The 14,442-nt window shown below is 71.5% G+C and carries 15 protein-coding genes; 8 read left to right on the forward strand and 7 right to left on the reverse strand.

The window, feature by feature from the left end:
* Window positions 1-77: 77 nt before the first annotated feature.
* A complete protein-coding gene (locus OH809_RS04450; RefSeq protein WP_406423784.1) occupies window positions 78-1,517 on the reverse strand; it encodes a dihydrolipoyl dehydrogenase family protein in 1,440 nt (479 codons plus the stop codon).
* Between the two features lie 117 nt (window positions 1,518-1,634).
* Here OH809_RS04450 and trxA point away from each other — a divergent pair, with 117 nt between their 5' ends.
* The gene (gene trxA / locus OH809_RS04455; protein WP_406423782.1) at window positions 1,635-2,006 is read left to right on the forward strand and encodes a thioredoxin; all 372 of its coding nucleotides are present in this window, start codon (window positions 1,635-1,637) and stop codon (window positions 2,004-2,006) included.
* A gap of 98 nt (window positions 2,007-2,104) precedes the next feature.
* Here the strand turns inward: trxA and OH809_RS04460 are convergent, their stop codons facing one another.
* The 3 genes from OH809_RS04460 to OH809_RS04470 all read right to left on the reverse strand — a co-directional run bounded on the left by OH809_RS04460 (window position 2,105) and on the right by OH809_RS04470 (window position 5,246).
* Window positions 2,105-3,541, reverse strand: coding sequence for an aldehyde dehydrogenase family protein (locus OH809_RS04460; RefSeq protein WP_406423780.1), 1,437 nt, complete (start codon window positions 3,539-3,541; stop codon window positions 2,105-2,107).
* A 293-nt stretch (window positions 3,542-3,834) separates the two neighbouring features.
* Window positions 3,835-4,167, reverse strand: a complete 333-nt coding sequence (locus OH809_RS04465) for a hypothetical protein (RefSeq protein ID WP_406423778.1) — start codon at window positions 4,165-4,167, stop codon at window positions 3,835-3,837.
* 56 nt (window positions 4,168-4,223) lie between these two features.
* Entirely contained in the window at window positions 4,224-5,246 is a 1,023-nt protein-coding gene (locus OH809_RS04470) for a LacI family DNA-binding transcriptional regulator (protein WP_406423777.1), read from the reverse strand.
* A gap of 64 nt (window positions 5,247-5,310) precedes the next feature.
* On the opposite strand from OH809_RS04470, the gene OH809_RS04475 reads away from it, so the two are divergent.
* Both OH809_RS04475 and OH809_RS04480 read left to right on the forward strand, forming a co-directional pair.
* A complete protein-coding gene (locus OH809_RS04475) occupies window positions 5,311-5,514 on the forward strand; it encodes a hypothetical protein (protein ID WP_406425384.1) in 204 nt (67 codons plus the stop codon).
* Between the two features lie 492 nt (window positions 5,515-6,006).
* Entirely contained in the window at window positions 6,007-6,501 is a 495-nt protein-coding gene (locus OH809_RS04480; protein WP_406423775.1) for a type II toxin-antitoxin system PemK/MazF family toxin, read from the forward strand.
* A 99-nt stretch (window positions 6,502-6,600) separates the two neighbouring features.
* Here the strand turns inward: OH809_RS04480 and OH809_RS04485 are convergent, their stop codons facing one another.
* Window positions 6,601-7,455: a TIGR02452 family protein gene (locus tag OH809_RS04485; RefSeq protein ID WP_406423774.1), complete on the reverse strand. Its 855-nt coding sequence runs from the start codon at window positions 7,453-7,455 to the stop codon at window positions 6,601-6,603.
* 148 nt (window positions 7,456-7,603) lie between these two features.
* Between OH809_RS04485 and egtA the strand changes: the two genes are divergently transcribed.
* From egtA to egtD, 4 genes are read left to right on the forward strand one after another with little or no spacing between them, the layout of a single operon-like run.
* Window positions 7,604-8,941, forward strand: coding sequence for an ergothioneine biosynthesis glutamate--cysteine ligase EgtA (gene egtA, locus OH809_RS04490; protein WP_406423772.1), 1,338 nt, complete (start codon window positions 7,604-7,606; stop codon window positions 8,939-8,941).
* Window positions 8,938-10,272, forward strand: a complete 1,335-nt coding sequence (egtB, locus tag OH809_RS04495; RefSeq protein ID WP_406423770.1) for an ergothioneine biosynthesis protein EgtB — start codon at window positions 8,938-8,940, stop codon at window positions 10,270-10,272. Before egtA ends, egtB begins: the two co-directional genes overlap by 4 nt.
* Window positions 10,272-11,027 carry an ergothioneine biosynthesis protein EgtC gene (gene egtC, locus OH809_RS04500; RefSeq protein ID WP_406423768.1) on the forward strand — a complete coding sequence of 252 codons (756 nt, stop codon included), beginning with the start codon at window positions 10,272-10,274 and terminating at the stop codon, window positions 11,025-11,027. Before egtB ends, egtC begins: the two co-directional genes overlap by 1 nt.
* Window positions 11,024-11,986, forward strand: a complete 963-nt coding sequence (egtD, locus tag OH809_RS04505; RefSeq protein ID WP_406423766.1) for an L-histidine N(alpha)-methyltransferase — start codon at window positions 11,024-11,026, stop codon at window positions 11,984-11,986. The genes egtC and egtD overlap by 4 nt, the downstream gene beginning before the upstream one ends.
* Here egtD and OH809_RS04510 read toward each other — a convergent pair.
* Together OH809_RS04510 and OH809_RS04515 are read right to left on the reverse strand one after the other, a co-directional pair.
* On the reverse strand, window positions 11,929-12,786 hold the full coding sequence (locus OH809_RS04510; protein WP_406423764.1) for a lysophospholipid acyltransferase family protein: 858 nt from the start codon (window positions 12,784-12,786) through the stop codon (window positions 11,929-11,931). The genes egtD and OH809_RS04510 overlap by 58 nt on opposite strands.
* Entirely contained in the window at window positions 12,783-13,640 is an 858-nt protein-coding gene (locus OH809_RS04515; RefSeq protein ID WP_406423763.1) for a GNAT family N-acetyltransferase, read from the reverse strand. The genes OH809_RS04510 and OH809_RS04515 overlap by 4 nt, the downstream gene beginning before the upstream one ends.
* A gap of 584 nt (window positions 13,641-14,224) precedes the next feature.
* On the opposite strand from OH809_RS04515, the gene OH809_RS04520 reads away from it, so the two are divergent.
* Complete coding sequence (locus OH809_RS04520) at window positions 14,225-14,440, forward strand: dodecin (RefSeq protein ID WP_406423761.1); 216 nt, start codon at window positions 14,225-14,227, stop codon at window positions 14,438-14,440.
* Window positions 14,441-14,442 lie beyond the last annotated feature (2 nt).

Here is a 14,442-nt window from a genome sequence, read left to right on the forward strand (position 1 = left end):
CACCCTGGCGACGGGTCCCGCCCTCCCTCCGAGGGACGGCGGGACCCGTCGCCGACGCAACGGCTCGCCAGCCGTACTCAGCCGCGGTACGCCTCCAGCAGGCGCAGCCACACCTCGCTGATCGTCGGATAGGCGGGGACCGCGTGCCAGAGCCGGTCGATGGGGACCTCACCCGCAACGGCGACCGTCGCCGAGTGCAGCAGCTCGCCGATGCCGGGGCCGACGAAGGTGACGCCGAGTAGGATCTCGCGGTCGAGGTCGACGATCATGCGGGCGCGGCCCCGGTAGCCGTCCGCGTACAGTCCGGAGCCGGCGACGGCGGCGAGGTCGTGGTCGACGGCGCGGACCCGGTGCCCGGCGCGCTCGGCCGCGGCGAGGGTGAGCCCGACGGATGCGGCCTCCGGGTCGGTGAAGACGACCTGGGGGACGGCCGCGTGGTCGGCGGTGGCGGCGTGTGCTCCCCAGCGGCCGGTCGCCGGCGGCGTGTCGCCCTGCGCCCGGGCGGCGATCGCGGCACCCGCGATGCGGGCCTGGTACTTGCCCTGGTGGGTGAGGAGTGCCCGGTGATTGACGTCGCCGACTGCGTACAGCCAGTTGCTGCCCTCGACGCGGCAGCTGTCGTCGACCTCGAGCCAGGATCCGGGCTTCAGATCCACCGTCTCCAGGCCCAGGTCGTCGGTGCGCGGGGCACGGCCGGTGGCGAAGAGGATCTCGTCGGTCTCGATGCGCTCGCCGTTGTCCAGTTCCACGGTGACCGGTCCGTCGGGGCCGGCACGCCGCACGGAGGTGGCGGAGACGCCCGTACGGACGTCGGCTCCGGCCTCGGTGAGGGCCTCGGCGACCAGCTCGCCCGCGAACGGCTCCATCTTCGGCAGCAGCCCCTTGCCGCGGATCAGCATCGTCACGTGCGCGCCGAGAGCCTGCCAGACGGTGGCCATCTCCACACCGACGACTCCCCCGCCGACGATCACCAGTCGGCCCGGCACCTCTTTGGCGCTCGTCGCCTCGCGGCTGGTCCAGGGGCGGGCGTCGGCGACTCCGGGAAGGCCGGGAACGACGGCGCGGCTGCCGGTGCAGACGGCGACGGCGTGCCGGGCGGTCAGCCGGTGTTCGGAGCCGTCAGGACCTGTGACGGAGACCTCTTTCGTACCGGTCAGACGTCCCTTACCCCGGTAGACATCCGCGCCGATCCCCTCCAGCCAGGCGACCTGTCCGTCGTCCTTCCAGTGCGAGGCGTACTCGTCACGGCGGGCGAGGACGGCCGCCGTGTCCAGGGGTCCCTGGACCACCGCGCTGAGTCCGGGGACCTTGCGCGCGTCGGCGCGGGCCACGACCGGGCGCAGCAGCGCCTTGCTGGGCATGCACGCCCAGTACGAGCACTCGCCGCCGACGAGCTCCGTCTCGACGACCGCCGTGGACAGTCCGGCAGCCCGGGTCCGATCAGCCACGTTCTCACCCACAGGTCCCGCACCGATCACCACGACGTCGTACACGGCGTTCTCCACAGCATCTGTCATGGGGGACAGTCTGGCCGTGAGTGTGAGCCGTGGCCACATGGGCAGGCGGAATAGCGCGGAACCGGGCACGGTTGTGCCGGACACGTCCGAACGGGCACAGGAAGAGGTAACGAGAGCATGAGCACCGTAGAGCTCACCAAGGAAAACTTCGATCAGGTCGTCAGCGAGAACAAGTTCGTCCTGATCGACTTCTGGGCTTCCTGGTGCGGCCCGTGTCGGCAGTTCGCGCCGGTGTACGACGCGGCGTCCGAGCGCCACGCCGACCTGGTCTTCGCCAAGGTCGACACGGAGGCGCAGCAGGAACTGGCGGCGGCCTTCGAGATCCGGTCCATTCCGACCCTGATGATCGTCCGGGACAATGTGGCGGTGTTCGCCCAGCCGGGGGCCCTGCCGGAGACGGCACTCGAGGATGTCATCGGACAGGCCCGCAAGCTGGACATGGACGAGGTCCGCAAGTCCATCGAGGACCAGCAGAAGGAACCGAAGTAGGCGGCGCGAGCGGGCGACGGTGAAGGGGCCCGGCCGGTTCGGCCGGGCCCTTCGGCGTTCGGGATGTCCCTGGGGGTGTCCGCCCCTGATCCGCCGGACTAGAAGGGGTGGCCGGCCGGTTCGCGGCGGACCGTCGTCCAGCGCAGGTCGGTGAAGGCCTCCAGGTTGGCCTCGCCCCCGAAGCGCGCCCCGGTGCCTGATGCGGCGATGCCGCCGAAGGGTGCGACCGCCTCGTCGTTCACCGTCTGGTCGTTGATGTGGGCGATGCCGGTCGGGATCCGGTCGGCGAGTTCCAGACCGAGGGCGGTGTCGCGGGTGACGATGCCCAGCGAGAGTCCGTACGGGCTGTCGGCGGCCAGCGCCGCGGCCTGGTCCAGGGTGTCGAAGGACCGCACGGGGGCGACCGGACCGAAGACCTCATCCGCGTAGGCGGGTGTCTGGTCGTCGACGTGGGTGAGGACGGTGGGCCGGTAGAACAGGTCGCGGTGGGTGCCGCCCGCCGCGAGCTTCGCGCCCCGTGCGGTGCTCGACTCGACCAGCCGGTGGATCTTGCCGAGCTGGCCGCGGTCGATGACCGGGCCGAGATGGACCTGCTCACGGTTCGGGTCGCCGACAACCAGCGCGTCCGCCTTCGCGGCGAGCCGCTCGACGTACTCGTCGTGCAGCGAGGCGTGAACGAGGTGGCGGCCGGTGGTCATGCAGATCTGGCCCTGGTGGAAGAAGGAGCCCCAGGTCGCCTGGGCCACAGCGCCCGCCAGGTCGGCGTCCTCCAGGACGACGAGGGCGGAGTTGCCGCCGAGCTCGAGGTGCACACGCTTGAGGAATCGCCCGGCAACCTCGCCGACGGCGCGGCCCGCCGTGGTGGAGCCGGTGAAGGAGATGACCGGGACGCGAGGTTCGGCGACGAGCGCCTGTCCGACCTCGGCGCCGCCGGGCAGGACATGCAGCAGGTTCTCGCCGAGTCCGGCCTCGGCGAAGACCGCGCCGAGTGAGAGCCCGCCGCAGACCGCGGTGCGCGGGTCGGGCTTGAGGAGAACCGCGTTGCCGAGGGCCAGTGCGGGCGCGACGGACCGGATGGAGAGGATCAACGGCGCGTTGAACGGGGCGATGACGCCGACGACCCCGACCGGGACCCTGCGGGTGTAGGAGAGCCGCTGGTCCTCGCTGGGCAGGACCTGACCGGCCGGCCGGGAGGCGAGCGCGGCAGCTTCGTAGCACTCCTGGGCGGCGACGTGGAGCTCGAAGTCGGCCTTGCCGGGGATCGATCCGGACTCCCGTACGAGCCATTCGCGCAGCTCGTCTGCGTGGGCGGTGAACAGGTCACCGGCCCGGCGCAGGACGGCCGCGCGCACGAAGTGCGGGGTGCGGGCCCAGGCGGACTGGGCGGCGGCCGCGGACTCGGCGGCTGCCGCGATGTCCTCGGGTGCGGCGAGGGTGACGTGTCCGAGGATCTCGCCGGTGGCGGGCTCGACGACATCCGACTCACCTCCCGCGAACGTGCGGGACTGCCAGGTTTTGGGGTCGAGCAGGGACATGAAGACTCTCCAGTCGATCGGTTCGAGGGGTGGTCCCATGCGGTGGGGCGCGCGGGGTGTGCGGCCGCGGCCTCGCGGGACTACGCGATCCGGCGCAGCCGTGCGAGCTGCGTTCGGCCATCGAACGTGATCTCGCCCGGTTGAACGTGCAACATCGTAGTCACGCCGCACCGATCCAAAAGGGAATTGATCGAACTGCTGCTCCCATTTGCGCGCGCGGAACGGTGCAGAGGTCACGCACGAGCGGGTTGCCCAACTCCAGCCTTTTGCAAGGTGGTTGTCAGCACGGACGGTCAGCTGTCGGCGGTCCGCTCCGAGATCCTGACCGAGAGCCCGAGGTCCAGTTCGGCACCGTCGACAAGCAGGGCCTCCACGGTGTGGGTCGCCGGATCGATGTCCGCCACCATGCCCTCACCGGCGTACCGAGGGTAGCCCGACGCCCCCGTCTCGCCGGTGGCCTCCACGACGGCAGAGCGGATAGGGGCGCCGACGGACCGGACACCGCCGGCGTCGGCGGACTCGGGGGTTCCGGAGGCCTCGGAGGCGTTCTTGGCCTTCAAGGCCTCAGCGGGGCCTTCGGTGAACTCGGGGACCAGCAGGATTTCGTAACTCTGCGGATGGTTCATGGTCATGACGCTAAGCAAGCGACACGCGACGCGCACGTTGCCGCGCTGAACCCGCCTCAGCTGGACTCGCGGGGGATCGTCCGCGCCCTCAGCAGGTCATGGCGCTCCGGCACGCCTCCCGGATGCCGCACCAGCCGGTCGACGAGGTCCGCCAGCGGCTGCGATGTGGCCAGTTCCATCCGCACACTGCTCAGCCGGGGCCTCAGCAGCCTGCCGAGCAGCAGGTCGTCGGCGCCCACCACAGCCGTCTCGCCCGGTATCTCGATGCCCGCGTCCTGGAGGGCCCGCATCAGGAGCATCGCGTAGGCGTCGTTGTACGCGAACACGCCGTCGAGTCCGAGCGTGCGCCACCGGGCGGCGAGCGCGCCGGCCGACTCCTCGTCGTACCGCAGGGGCAACGGTTCGATGAGGGCTCCGCCATCGGCCGCCACCCGCCGGGCTCCGGACAGCCTCGGTTCGGCGAGCAGGGCGAGGCCCGGTTCCTCGGGCATGACGACGCCGATCCGGCGTCGTCCGCGTTCCAGCAGGTGTCCGGCCGCGCAACTGCCGACCTCCCGCTGGTCCATGACCAAGGCGTGGGCGCCGTCCACCGGTTGCGGGCCGAGGGTGATCACCGCCTTGGCGCCGGAGCGTCGCAGTACGGCTATGCCCTGCGGAGTGAGCGCGACCCCGCCGGGTGCGATCACGGCGACGGGGCGGAGTTCCGCCCAGGCCCGGGCGGCGTCGTCGGCGTCCAGTCCGAGGCTCCCGTGCTGGACCACGGTGTAGTCGAGGCGGCGCAGCCCGGATTCGAGTTCCTGGAGGAAGCGGTGGCGGAGCAGACCGGCCGGGTGGTTCCCGGTGGGCATCAGCACCGTCCGGGTGTGTCCGGCGCGCAGGCTCCGGGCCGCCGCGTGCGGCACATAGCCGAGTTCGGAGGCCGCGTCCCTGACCCGGCGGCGGGTGGGCTCGCTGATCCGGACGGTCGGGTTGTTGTTGAGTACGTACGACACGGTGGCCCGCGAGACCCCGGCGAGCCGCGCCACGTCGGCGCTGGTCGGGACGGGGCCTTCGGCGGGCTGCTTGGGTAACTGGCTCATCGCGTCGGGCAGTCTTCCAGACCGCTTGGAGGTGGGTACGCTCCGGGGCACGGATGACTCGTCGATGGTGGGGCTGCTCGGCAGGGTGACCGGGACGGTCGGGCCGGGGCTGGTCGGTGAGGTGATCGTGCAGATCCGTGGGGGCGCCGAGCACTTCCTCGCCCATCCCGCCCCGCCGGGGTTCCGTATCGAGCCGGGGACGGTGGTGACGGTGATCGAGTATCTGCTGCCGCGCACGGTCTATGTGGCTCCTGCTTACGACAGTTGAGGTGTGAAGGACCGGCGTCCCGGGTGCGGCAGTCAAGATTGCGGCAAGGTTGCGCACACCTCTTCTCCGCCGTCGCGCACAGGAGAAGACTCCCTCTGTTCAGCGGTGCCGGCAGGGTACTGAGATAAGGGGGCGCGTGCCGATGGTCATCGGCGTCACGGCGGGTCTCGTACTCGCTGCCATCATTGTGTTGATCGGCCTGTTGAGGCACGGCGACGCGGTCCGACCCTGAACCTTCGGTTGACGTCGAGACCGGTGAGTACGAGAGCGCTGACGCTCCGGCAGGCGCGGCCTGGGGAACGGCGCCACGACCAGTCCGGCGGCCGCACACCGTGCCCTGCGCCAGGAACGCCGGGCACGGGCGTGCGAGCGTGACGAGGGGTGCACTGCGCACGTCCGCGGGGCGCGTGTCCGATGACCATGATCCGAGACTGCTGCCCGTTCGGCGGGCCCGGTCCACGGAATGGGCCGGACAGCCCCTACGGTGTTCCGATGACCATCCCTCACCGTTCAGACAGCACGTACCTCTCGGACTCCACCCGCGCCGCCGACGGCTCGGCCGACTTCCCCGGGCGCTCAGGCCCCGCCGCGACCGCCGAGGCGAACCCGCACGACGTGGGCCCGGTCCGCACCTCGTACGCCCCCGACCGCGACGGCGATCCCGACCCCGGCGAAATCGTCTGGACCTGGGTGCCCTTCGAGGAGGACGACGGGCGCGGCAAGGACCGCCCGGTACTGGTGGTGGCCCGGGAGGCGTCGGGCACGCTGCTCGCCGTGCAGCTCTCCAGCAAGCAGCACGACCGGGACCGCGAGTGGGTGGCCCTCGGCGCCGGGCCATGGGACAGCTCCGGCCGGCCGTCCTGGGTCGATCTGGACCGGGTGCTGCGGGTGCATGAGGACGGGATGCGGCGCGAGGCGTGCGCGCTGGACCGGGACCGGTTCGATCTGGTCGCCGGCCGGCTGCGGGAGCGTTACGGCTGGAACTGACCGGCGGGGTCGGGGTGCGGCCCTTGCGGCTGACGTTGACCCCTCTGGCTCAACGTCACCGTGTCGGTCGGTGTCCACCCCTCTGGCTCAACGGCAGGGTCAGGGAGTGTCCGGTCTCGACGGCCGCAGCTCTTTTTCGAATGCGCGAGCGAATGCGATACGAGTGGCCGATTCAGGACCGCGGTCGAGGATGCCGAAGACGATCTGCTCGAAATGCCCGGCGAACCGGCCCCCGCCGGTGAGCAGCGCCCGGAAGGCACCGGCCACCTGCGCCGGATCGTTGCGGAACACGCCGCAGCCCCAGGCGCCGAGCACCAGCCTGCGGTATCCGCGCACCGCAGCGACCTCCAGCACCCGTTCGGCGCGGGACGCGAGCGCGGCGGGGATGCGAGGGGCGTCCTCGGGGGTCCGGCTGCGGATCACTCCGGCGTTGGGTGCGGGCGAGGTGAGGAAGCCCACGGTGTACGGGATGTCCAGCAGGCGCCCCCGGTCGTCGCGGAACACCGGTACGCCGGGTGAATGGATGACCCGGTCGGTGTAGAAGGCGCTGCGTTCGGCGCGGTGGTGGGCGTAGTGGCCGGGGGCGCGCAGCAGGGTGGCGTAGAGCGCCGAGCTGCGGCAGAGCGCCTCCTCCTGGGCCTGCGCGCCGTTGAGATAGCCGCCGCCGGGGTTACGGGCGGAGGCGAAGTTCAGCACGGCGACCTTGCCGGGCCCTTCGTCCGTCATCCGGCGCGCCGCCTGCAGGCTGCTCTCGCCGGTGACCTCGACAACCGTGGTGCGGTCGGAGTCCAGAACGGCGACGGGCACCGGCTCGGGCCCGTACAGCCGGGTCCCGGAGAGCGCGGCGGCCAGAGCACGCTCGATACTCACCTCACGCCCCGCGGGCGTGCGGTAGAGCCCCTGCTCGACGATGGTCTCGGTCTCTCTTGCGATGGCGCGAAGCCGTGCGCTCATCAATACTCCCCCGTGTGGTGCATACGGGACATGGTCGGTGCTTCCGAGGCCCGGATGCAACCGAATTCCTGTCGCACAAGGGCCCCCTTGTGCGATCTCCCGGCACGGGTTTGGGTGGTACGGACGCACCGAAGAAGGAGGCCCCGGAATGTCACCGGACGCACCTGTCGGCCACGGTCCGGCCGAGTACGAGCTCCCCCTCGGCGAGGGGGAGGCGGAGGATCTACTGCGATGTATCTGCTTCAAGACGGGCCCGCCCCACACGGTCGGTGTCGAGCTCGAATGGCTCATCCACGACCGTGATCACCCCAGGACCCCGGTCCCCCACGACCGTCTCCACGCGGCTGTCGCCGCTGTACGCGCACTGCCCCTGAGTGCGGCACTCACCTTCGAACCCGGCGGCCAGCTGGAGCTGAGCTCGCGCCCCGCCGACTCCCTCATGGCCTGCATCGATGCCATGGTCACCGATCTGGCCGCCGTACGTGCCGCCCTCGACGCGGAGGGCCTCGCACCGGTCGGTGTCGGCGTCGACCCCTGGCATCCGCCGCACCGTCTGCTGCAGGAGCCCCGCTACGACGCCATGGAGGTCTCGCTCGACCGGTCGGGTACGGCCGGCCGCGCCATGATGTGCACCACCGCATCCATCCAGGTCTGTCTGGACGCCGGCGAGGAGGAGCCGGGGCCACTCGGCTACGGGCGGCGCTGGCAGCTGTCGCATCTGCTGGGTGCGGTGCTGGTGGCGGCGTTCGCCAACTCGCCGTACCGGCAGGGCCGGCCGACGGGACTGCGGTCCACCCGCCAGTCGATCTGGGCGGATCTCGATCCGGTACGGAGTCTGGCGCCGCCGGGCCATCTGGCCCCGCGCGACGCCTGGGCCACGCATGTGCTCGACACCCCCGTGATGTGCATACGGGGCGGCGAGGGGCCATGGGCCGTCCCGGCGGATCTGACCTTCCGCGCCTGGATCCGTACGGGCGCGCCACGGCCGCCGGTGCGCGCCGATCTCGACTACCACATCAGCACGCTCTTTCCGCCGGTGCGCCCGCGCGGACATCTCGAACTGCGCATGATCGACGCGCAGCCTGGTGACGACGGATGGCTCGTGCCGCTCGCCGTCACCACCGCTCTCTTCGACGACCCGGAAGCCGCCGAGACCGTGTACCGCACCGTCAAACCGCTGGCCGAGACGGCGGGCCCGCAGTCGGCACCGCGCAACCCGCTCTGGACCGGCGCTGCCCGTGACGGCCTGGCCGACCCCGAACTGCGGGCGGTGGCCGCCGTCTGCTTCCAGCTGGCCCGCGAGGCGCTGCCCCGGATGGGTGCGAGCAAGGCTGTGCAGGAGGCGGTGGCGAATTTCCACGACCGTTATGTCGCCCGGGGGCGATGTCCGGCCGATGATCTGTCCGGACTGCTGTCGAGGCCGGCGGTGCATGCGATGCCCGCGGCGGCGCTCCGTCCGGAACCGGGAAGGAAGGCAGGCTCATGACCCACTCCCCCACCCCCTCGGCCACCGGCCTGGACACCGAGGCGCTCCGCCGGCGTGCTCTTGCGGCGCTCCTCACTGCCCGGGAACGCACCACGCTCCTCACCGACAGCGTGGACGATCACGAACTGACCGCCCAGCATTCACCGTTGATGTCGCCGTTGGTGTGGGATCTCGCGCACATCGGCAATCAGGAGGAGCTGTGGCTGCTGCGGGGCGTCGCCGGGCGGGAGGCGATGCGGCCCGAGATCGACGGACTGTACGACGCCTTCGAACATCCGCGGGCGAGCCGTCCGTCCCTGCCGCTGCTGCCGCCCGCCGAGGCCCGCTCCTACGCGGCGGAGGTACGGGGCCGGGCCCTGGACATCCTCGACAGCACCGCCCTGACCGGCGGCCGCCCGCTCGTGGATGCGGGTTTCGCCTTCGGGATGGTCGCCCAGCATGAACAGCAGCACGACGAGACGATGCTGATCACTCATCAGCTGAGGTCGGGGCCGGCCGTACTCACCGCACCGGAACCGCCGCGGCCCACCGACGCGGCCTCCCTGCCCGCCGAGGTCCTGGTGACCGGCGGCCCGTTCACCATGGGAACGTCCACCGAACCCTGGGCCCTCGACAATGAGCGGCCCGCCCATGTGCGCGACGTCCCCGCTTTCCTCATCGACACGACACCGGTCACCTGCGGCGCGTACGAGCGTTTCATCGAGGACGGCGGCTACACCGAACGGCGCTGGTGGGCGCCGGAAGGGTGGGCCATGGTCCGCGAGCACGAGCTGACCGCCCCACTGTTCTGGCACCGGGACGCAGGACAGTGGCTGCGCCGTCGGTTCGGGGTGACGGAGCCGGTGCCCGCCGACGAGCCGGTTCTCCATGTGAGCTGGTACGAAGCGGACGCGTACGCCCGCTGGGCGGGGCGCAGACTGCCCACCGAAGTCGAGTGGGAGAAGGCGGCGCGCCACGACCCGGGCTCGGGCCGCTCGCGCCGCTACCCGTGGGGCGACGAGGACCCCACCCCGGACCGGGCCAATCTGGGCCAGCGCCATCTGCGTCCGGCGCAGGCAGGCGCGTACGTGGCGGGTGAATCGCCGCTCGGTGTACGTCAGTTGATCGGCGACGTGTGGGAGTGGACGTCGAGCGACTTCCGCCCCTATCCGGGCTTCGCGGCGTTCCCGTACCGGGAGTACTCGGAGGTGTTCTTCGGGCCCGAGCACAAGGTCCTGCGCGGTGGTTCGTTCGCCGTGGACGCGGTGGCCTGCCGGGGCACGTTCCGCAACTGGGATCTGCCGGTGCGGCGCCAGGTCTTCTCCGGATTCCGGACCGCGAGGGATCTCTGATGTGCCGTCATATTGCTTATGTCGGGCCACCGGTTGCGCTCGGCACGGTGCTGGCGCAGCCGTCCCACGCGTTGGTCCGGCAGTCCTGGCAGCCCCGGCGGCAGAAGTACGGGACCGTCAACGCGGACGGTTTCGGGGTGGGCTGGTACGCGGACGACGACCCGGTGCCCGGTCGCTACCGGCGCCAGGGGCCCATCTGGGCCGACCTGTCCTTCGCCGATCTGGCCAGGGTGGTGCGGAGCACGGCACTGCTGGCCGCCGTACGCGACGCCACCGAGCCGGGGGCGGACGGCGAGGCGGCAGCCGCGCCGTTCGCCTCGGGCCGGCTGCTCTTCAGCCACAACGGTGCGGTGAAGGGCTGGCCCGGATCGCTGGCACCGCTCGCCGCCGCGCTGCCGCCGGCCGAACTCCTCACCCTCACCGCCCGCTGCGACTCCGCCCTGGTCTGGGCACTCGTGCAGCACCGGATCGCTCAGGGGGACGACATACCGCAGGCCGTCGCGGACACCGTGGGCGAGATCGCGGAGGCGGCACCCGGTTCGCGGCTGAACCTGCTGCTCACAGACGGCACCACCATCGTGGCGACGGCCTGGGGAGACACCCTCTGGTACCTCACCGAGCCGGGCCGCAGCGCGGTCGTGGCCTCGGAGCCGTACGACGACGATCCGCACTGGCGCACGGTCCCCGACCGCACCCTGCTCGTCGCGACCTGCACCGACGTTCTGCTCACCCCGCTCAAGGAGCCAACCGAGTGAGTCCCATTCAGCTGACCCGCACCCTGCCGGCGGACGCGACGGACGCGGCGCTGCGCGCCGATGTCCTGCACGGCCTGACCCGGCACCCCAAGACCCTGCCGCCCAAGTGGTTCTACGATGCGCGCGGCAGTGAGCTGTTCGAGGAGATCACCCGGCTGCCCGAGTACTACCCGACCCGCGCCGAGCGGGAGATCCTGGTCGCCCGCGCGTCCGGGATCGCCACGGTGTCCGGGGCACAGACCCTGGTCGAACTGGGTTCCGGCTCGTCGGAGAAGACCCGGCATCTGCTGGACGCGCTCCCCGCGCTGCACAGCTATGTTCCGGTCGACGTGAGCGAGAGCGCGCTGCGCGGCGCGGCCGAGACCCTGCTCGCGGAGCGGCCGGACCTGTCGATCCATGCGCTGATCGCCGACTTCACCGATGGGCTCGCCCTGCCGGACACACCGGGCCCGCGGCTCGTCGCGTTCCTGGGCGGCACGATCGGCAATCTGCTGCCGGACGAGCGGGCGGTGTTCCTGAAGTCGGTACGGTCGCTTCTCTCGCCCGGTGACTCGCTGCTGCTCGGCACCGATCTGGTGAAGGACGAGGAGACGCTCGTCGCGGCGTACGACGACGCGGCCGGGGTGACGGCTGCTTTCAACAAGAACGTACTGGCGGTCGTCGACCGGGAGCTGGGAGCCGACTTCGACCCGGCGGACTTCGACCATGTGGCGCTGTGGGACCCGAAGCGGGAGTGGATCGAGATGCGTCTGCGGGCCCGCAGAGACCTCACGGTGAAGATCCCGGAATTGGATCTGGTGGTGGCGTTCACGGCGGGTGAGGAGCTGCGTACGGAGATCTCGGCGAAGTTCCGCAAGGAGGGGATCCGGAGCGAACTCGCCTCGGCCGGACTCACGTTGACTCAGTGGTGGACGGACTCCGCGGACCGGTTCGCGGTGTCGCTGGCCACGGCGGTCTGAGCGGTACGGGCAAGAGCACGGCGGCCGGGGCGGGTGCCCGCGGGGATCGGCGGCAGGACGCGGATCTCGGCGGTCAGCCCGGCCGCCGTGACCACCCGCCACAGCGAGGCGGTGAGCGGATCGTCACCGACGAACGCGGCGGCACCGGCCATCCGCCCGTCCGTCCGCGCGGTGCGGTAGGTGATGCGTACCGGACGGACCTCGGCGTCCGCATCGATCGCCGCCTGGAACACAGCGGGCCGGAACCGGCCACCGGATCCACGCCCGCACCAGGTGCTGCCCTCGGGGAAGACCACCACCCGTGACCCGCCACGCAGTGCCCCCGCGATGGTGCGCACGGTCGTGGGCAGTGCCCGCAGCCGGTCGCGCTCGACGAACAGCGTGCCGCCGAGCGCGGCGAGCGGGCCGAGTACCGGCCAGCGCCGGATCTCGCTCTTGGCGAGCATCCGGCCCGGGAACACGGCGGCGACGAGCGGGATGTCCAGCCATGAGATGTGGTTGGCGACTACCAGCGCACCGGGAGCACCGGCGCGATCCGCCCCGGCCGTCGGCGCGGGGTCGCCCGTCACCTGAATCCGTACTCCGAACGCCCGCACGACCGCGTACGCCCACCACCGGATCAGCCGGTCGCGCTGCCCCGCGCCGAGGAGCAGCACGGGAGCGGCGCACACCGCGCCGACGAGGACGAGGGTGCACCCGGCGAGCAGCAGGGCCGTGGCCGGGAGGGCGCCGCGCACCGGGCCGTCGTGACCGGCGCAGGTGTGCGGCGTGCAGGGCGCGGTGGGCAGCCAGGCGCTCATGTCAGCGGGACGAGAGACAGGAAGTGGCGCAGGTAGCGCGGGTCGGTGCGGCGCAGCGACAGAAGGACGTAGAGGTCGGCGACGTTGAAGTCGGGGTCGTGCGCCGGCGCCCCGCAAACCCAGGCGCCGAGCCGGAGGTAGCCCCGGAGCAGCGGCGGGAGGGCGGCGAGTCCGGTGCGCGCGGGGGTCCCGGCGGCTCCGCCGGGGCGGGTGGCGGCGTTGGGCTGCCAGAGGCGGTGCGGGGTGACCCAGTACTCCTCGGGGGCCAGGTACCTCGCCCGTACGGTGTCCCAGGAGTTTGCGGCCAGCATGCCTCCGTCGGCCAGGGGTATTGAGCAGCAGCCGGCCAGCCAGTTGTGCCCGCTGCGCTCCATGTAGCGGGCGAGCCCCGCCCAGATGAGGGCGATGACGGCGCCGTCCCGGTGGGCCGGGTGGACGCAGGAGCGGCCCACCTCGATCATGTCGTCGCGGATCGGTCCGAGCCGGCCGAGATCGAATTCGCTCTCCGCGTAGAGACGTCCGGCGACACGGGCCCGGTCGGGCGGCAGGAGGCGGTAGGTGGCGATGACATCGCCGGTCGCGAGCTCCCGTACCAGCAGGTGATCGCAGTACGCGTCGAAGGCGTCGCTGTCCAGACCGGGTTCCGGCCCGTCCAGCCGGGCGCCGAGTTCACCGGCGAAGACCTGGTGGCGCAGCCGCTGGGCGGCCCGCACCTCGTCCTGGGTGACGGCGAGGGAGACGCGGTAGAGCGGCAGCGCGGGAGCTTCGGACCGCGCCGGGGCGGGCTGCTCCGGCACGAAGGAGGTGGAGGTGAGAGGGCCGGCGACGAGCGGAGGGGTGGGCAGCGCGTTCATGGCGGTCTCCGGGGACGGATCGGCAAGGGCGGCTGCCGGGCTGCCGCACTGCTGCGACGGCCCGGCCCCTTACTTCTTCCGTGACCGGTTGGCCTCGACATGACCGCTGTGGAGCGCCTGGATGTGCGACGGCTGAATCCCGAGGTGTCGGGCGGCGGCTCGGGCGGACCCGGTGGGCCGTCCGACGGCCCGGCCCGGTCAGCTGCCCGCGAGCTCGGCGGTGATCCGTTCCGAAGCGGACTTCGCCTCGGCCAGCGGGTCACCACCCCGCACAACGGCCGACATGTCCCGTCGCCGGGCCACCCGAGCCCGAGAGGTAGCCGCAGCCGCCCAGCGCCACGGTGGAAACGAGCGTGACGGCTCCTATGAGTACGCAGTTCTTCACTGGGCCACCTTCTGCGAAACGGCACGACGAAATCAGGACCCGGTGTGGGGAACTGCGGGCGGTGCTCGCACGGGCGTGGCTGGATTTTGGTATGGACCAATCATTTGGTCAAGGGCCGTTCGCGCCACGGCTTCCAGGTCGACCTCTCGCGTACCCGCGCCGAGTGGGGCACCGTGGTATGGAAGAAAGGGGACACACGATGTCCAACAACACGTATCGGGTCACCGAAATCGTAGGAAGCTCCCACGAGGGCGTCGACGACGCCATCCGCCGGGGCGTCGCAAGGGCGGCGAAAACGTTGCACAATCTCGACTGGTTCGAGATCACCCAGGTGCGTGGTCAGATCGTGGACGGCCGGATCGAGCACTACCAGGTCGGCCTGAAAGTCGGCTTCCGGCTCGACGAGACCACCTGACC

Origin of the sequence: Streptomyces sp. NBC_00873 (assembly GCF_045207415.1) — a bacterium.
GTDB lineage: Bacteria > Actinomycetota > Actinomycetes > Streptomycetales > Streptomycetaceae > Streptomyces.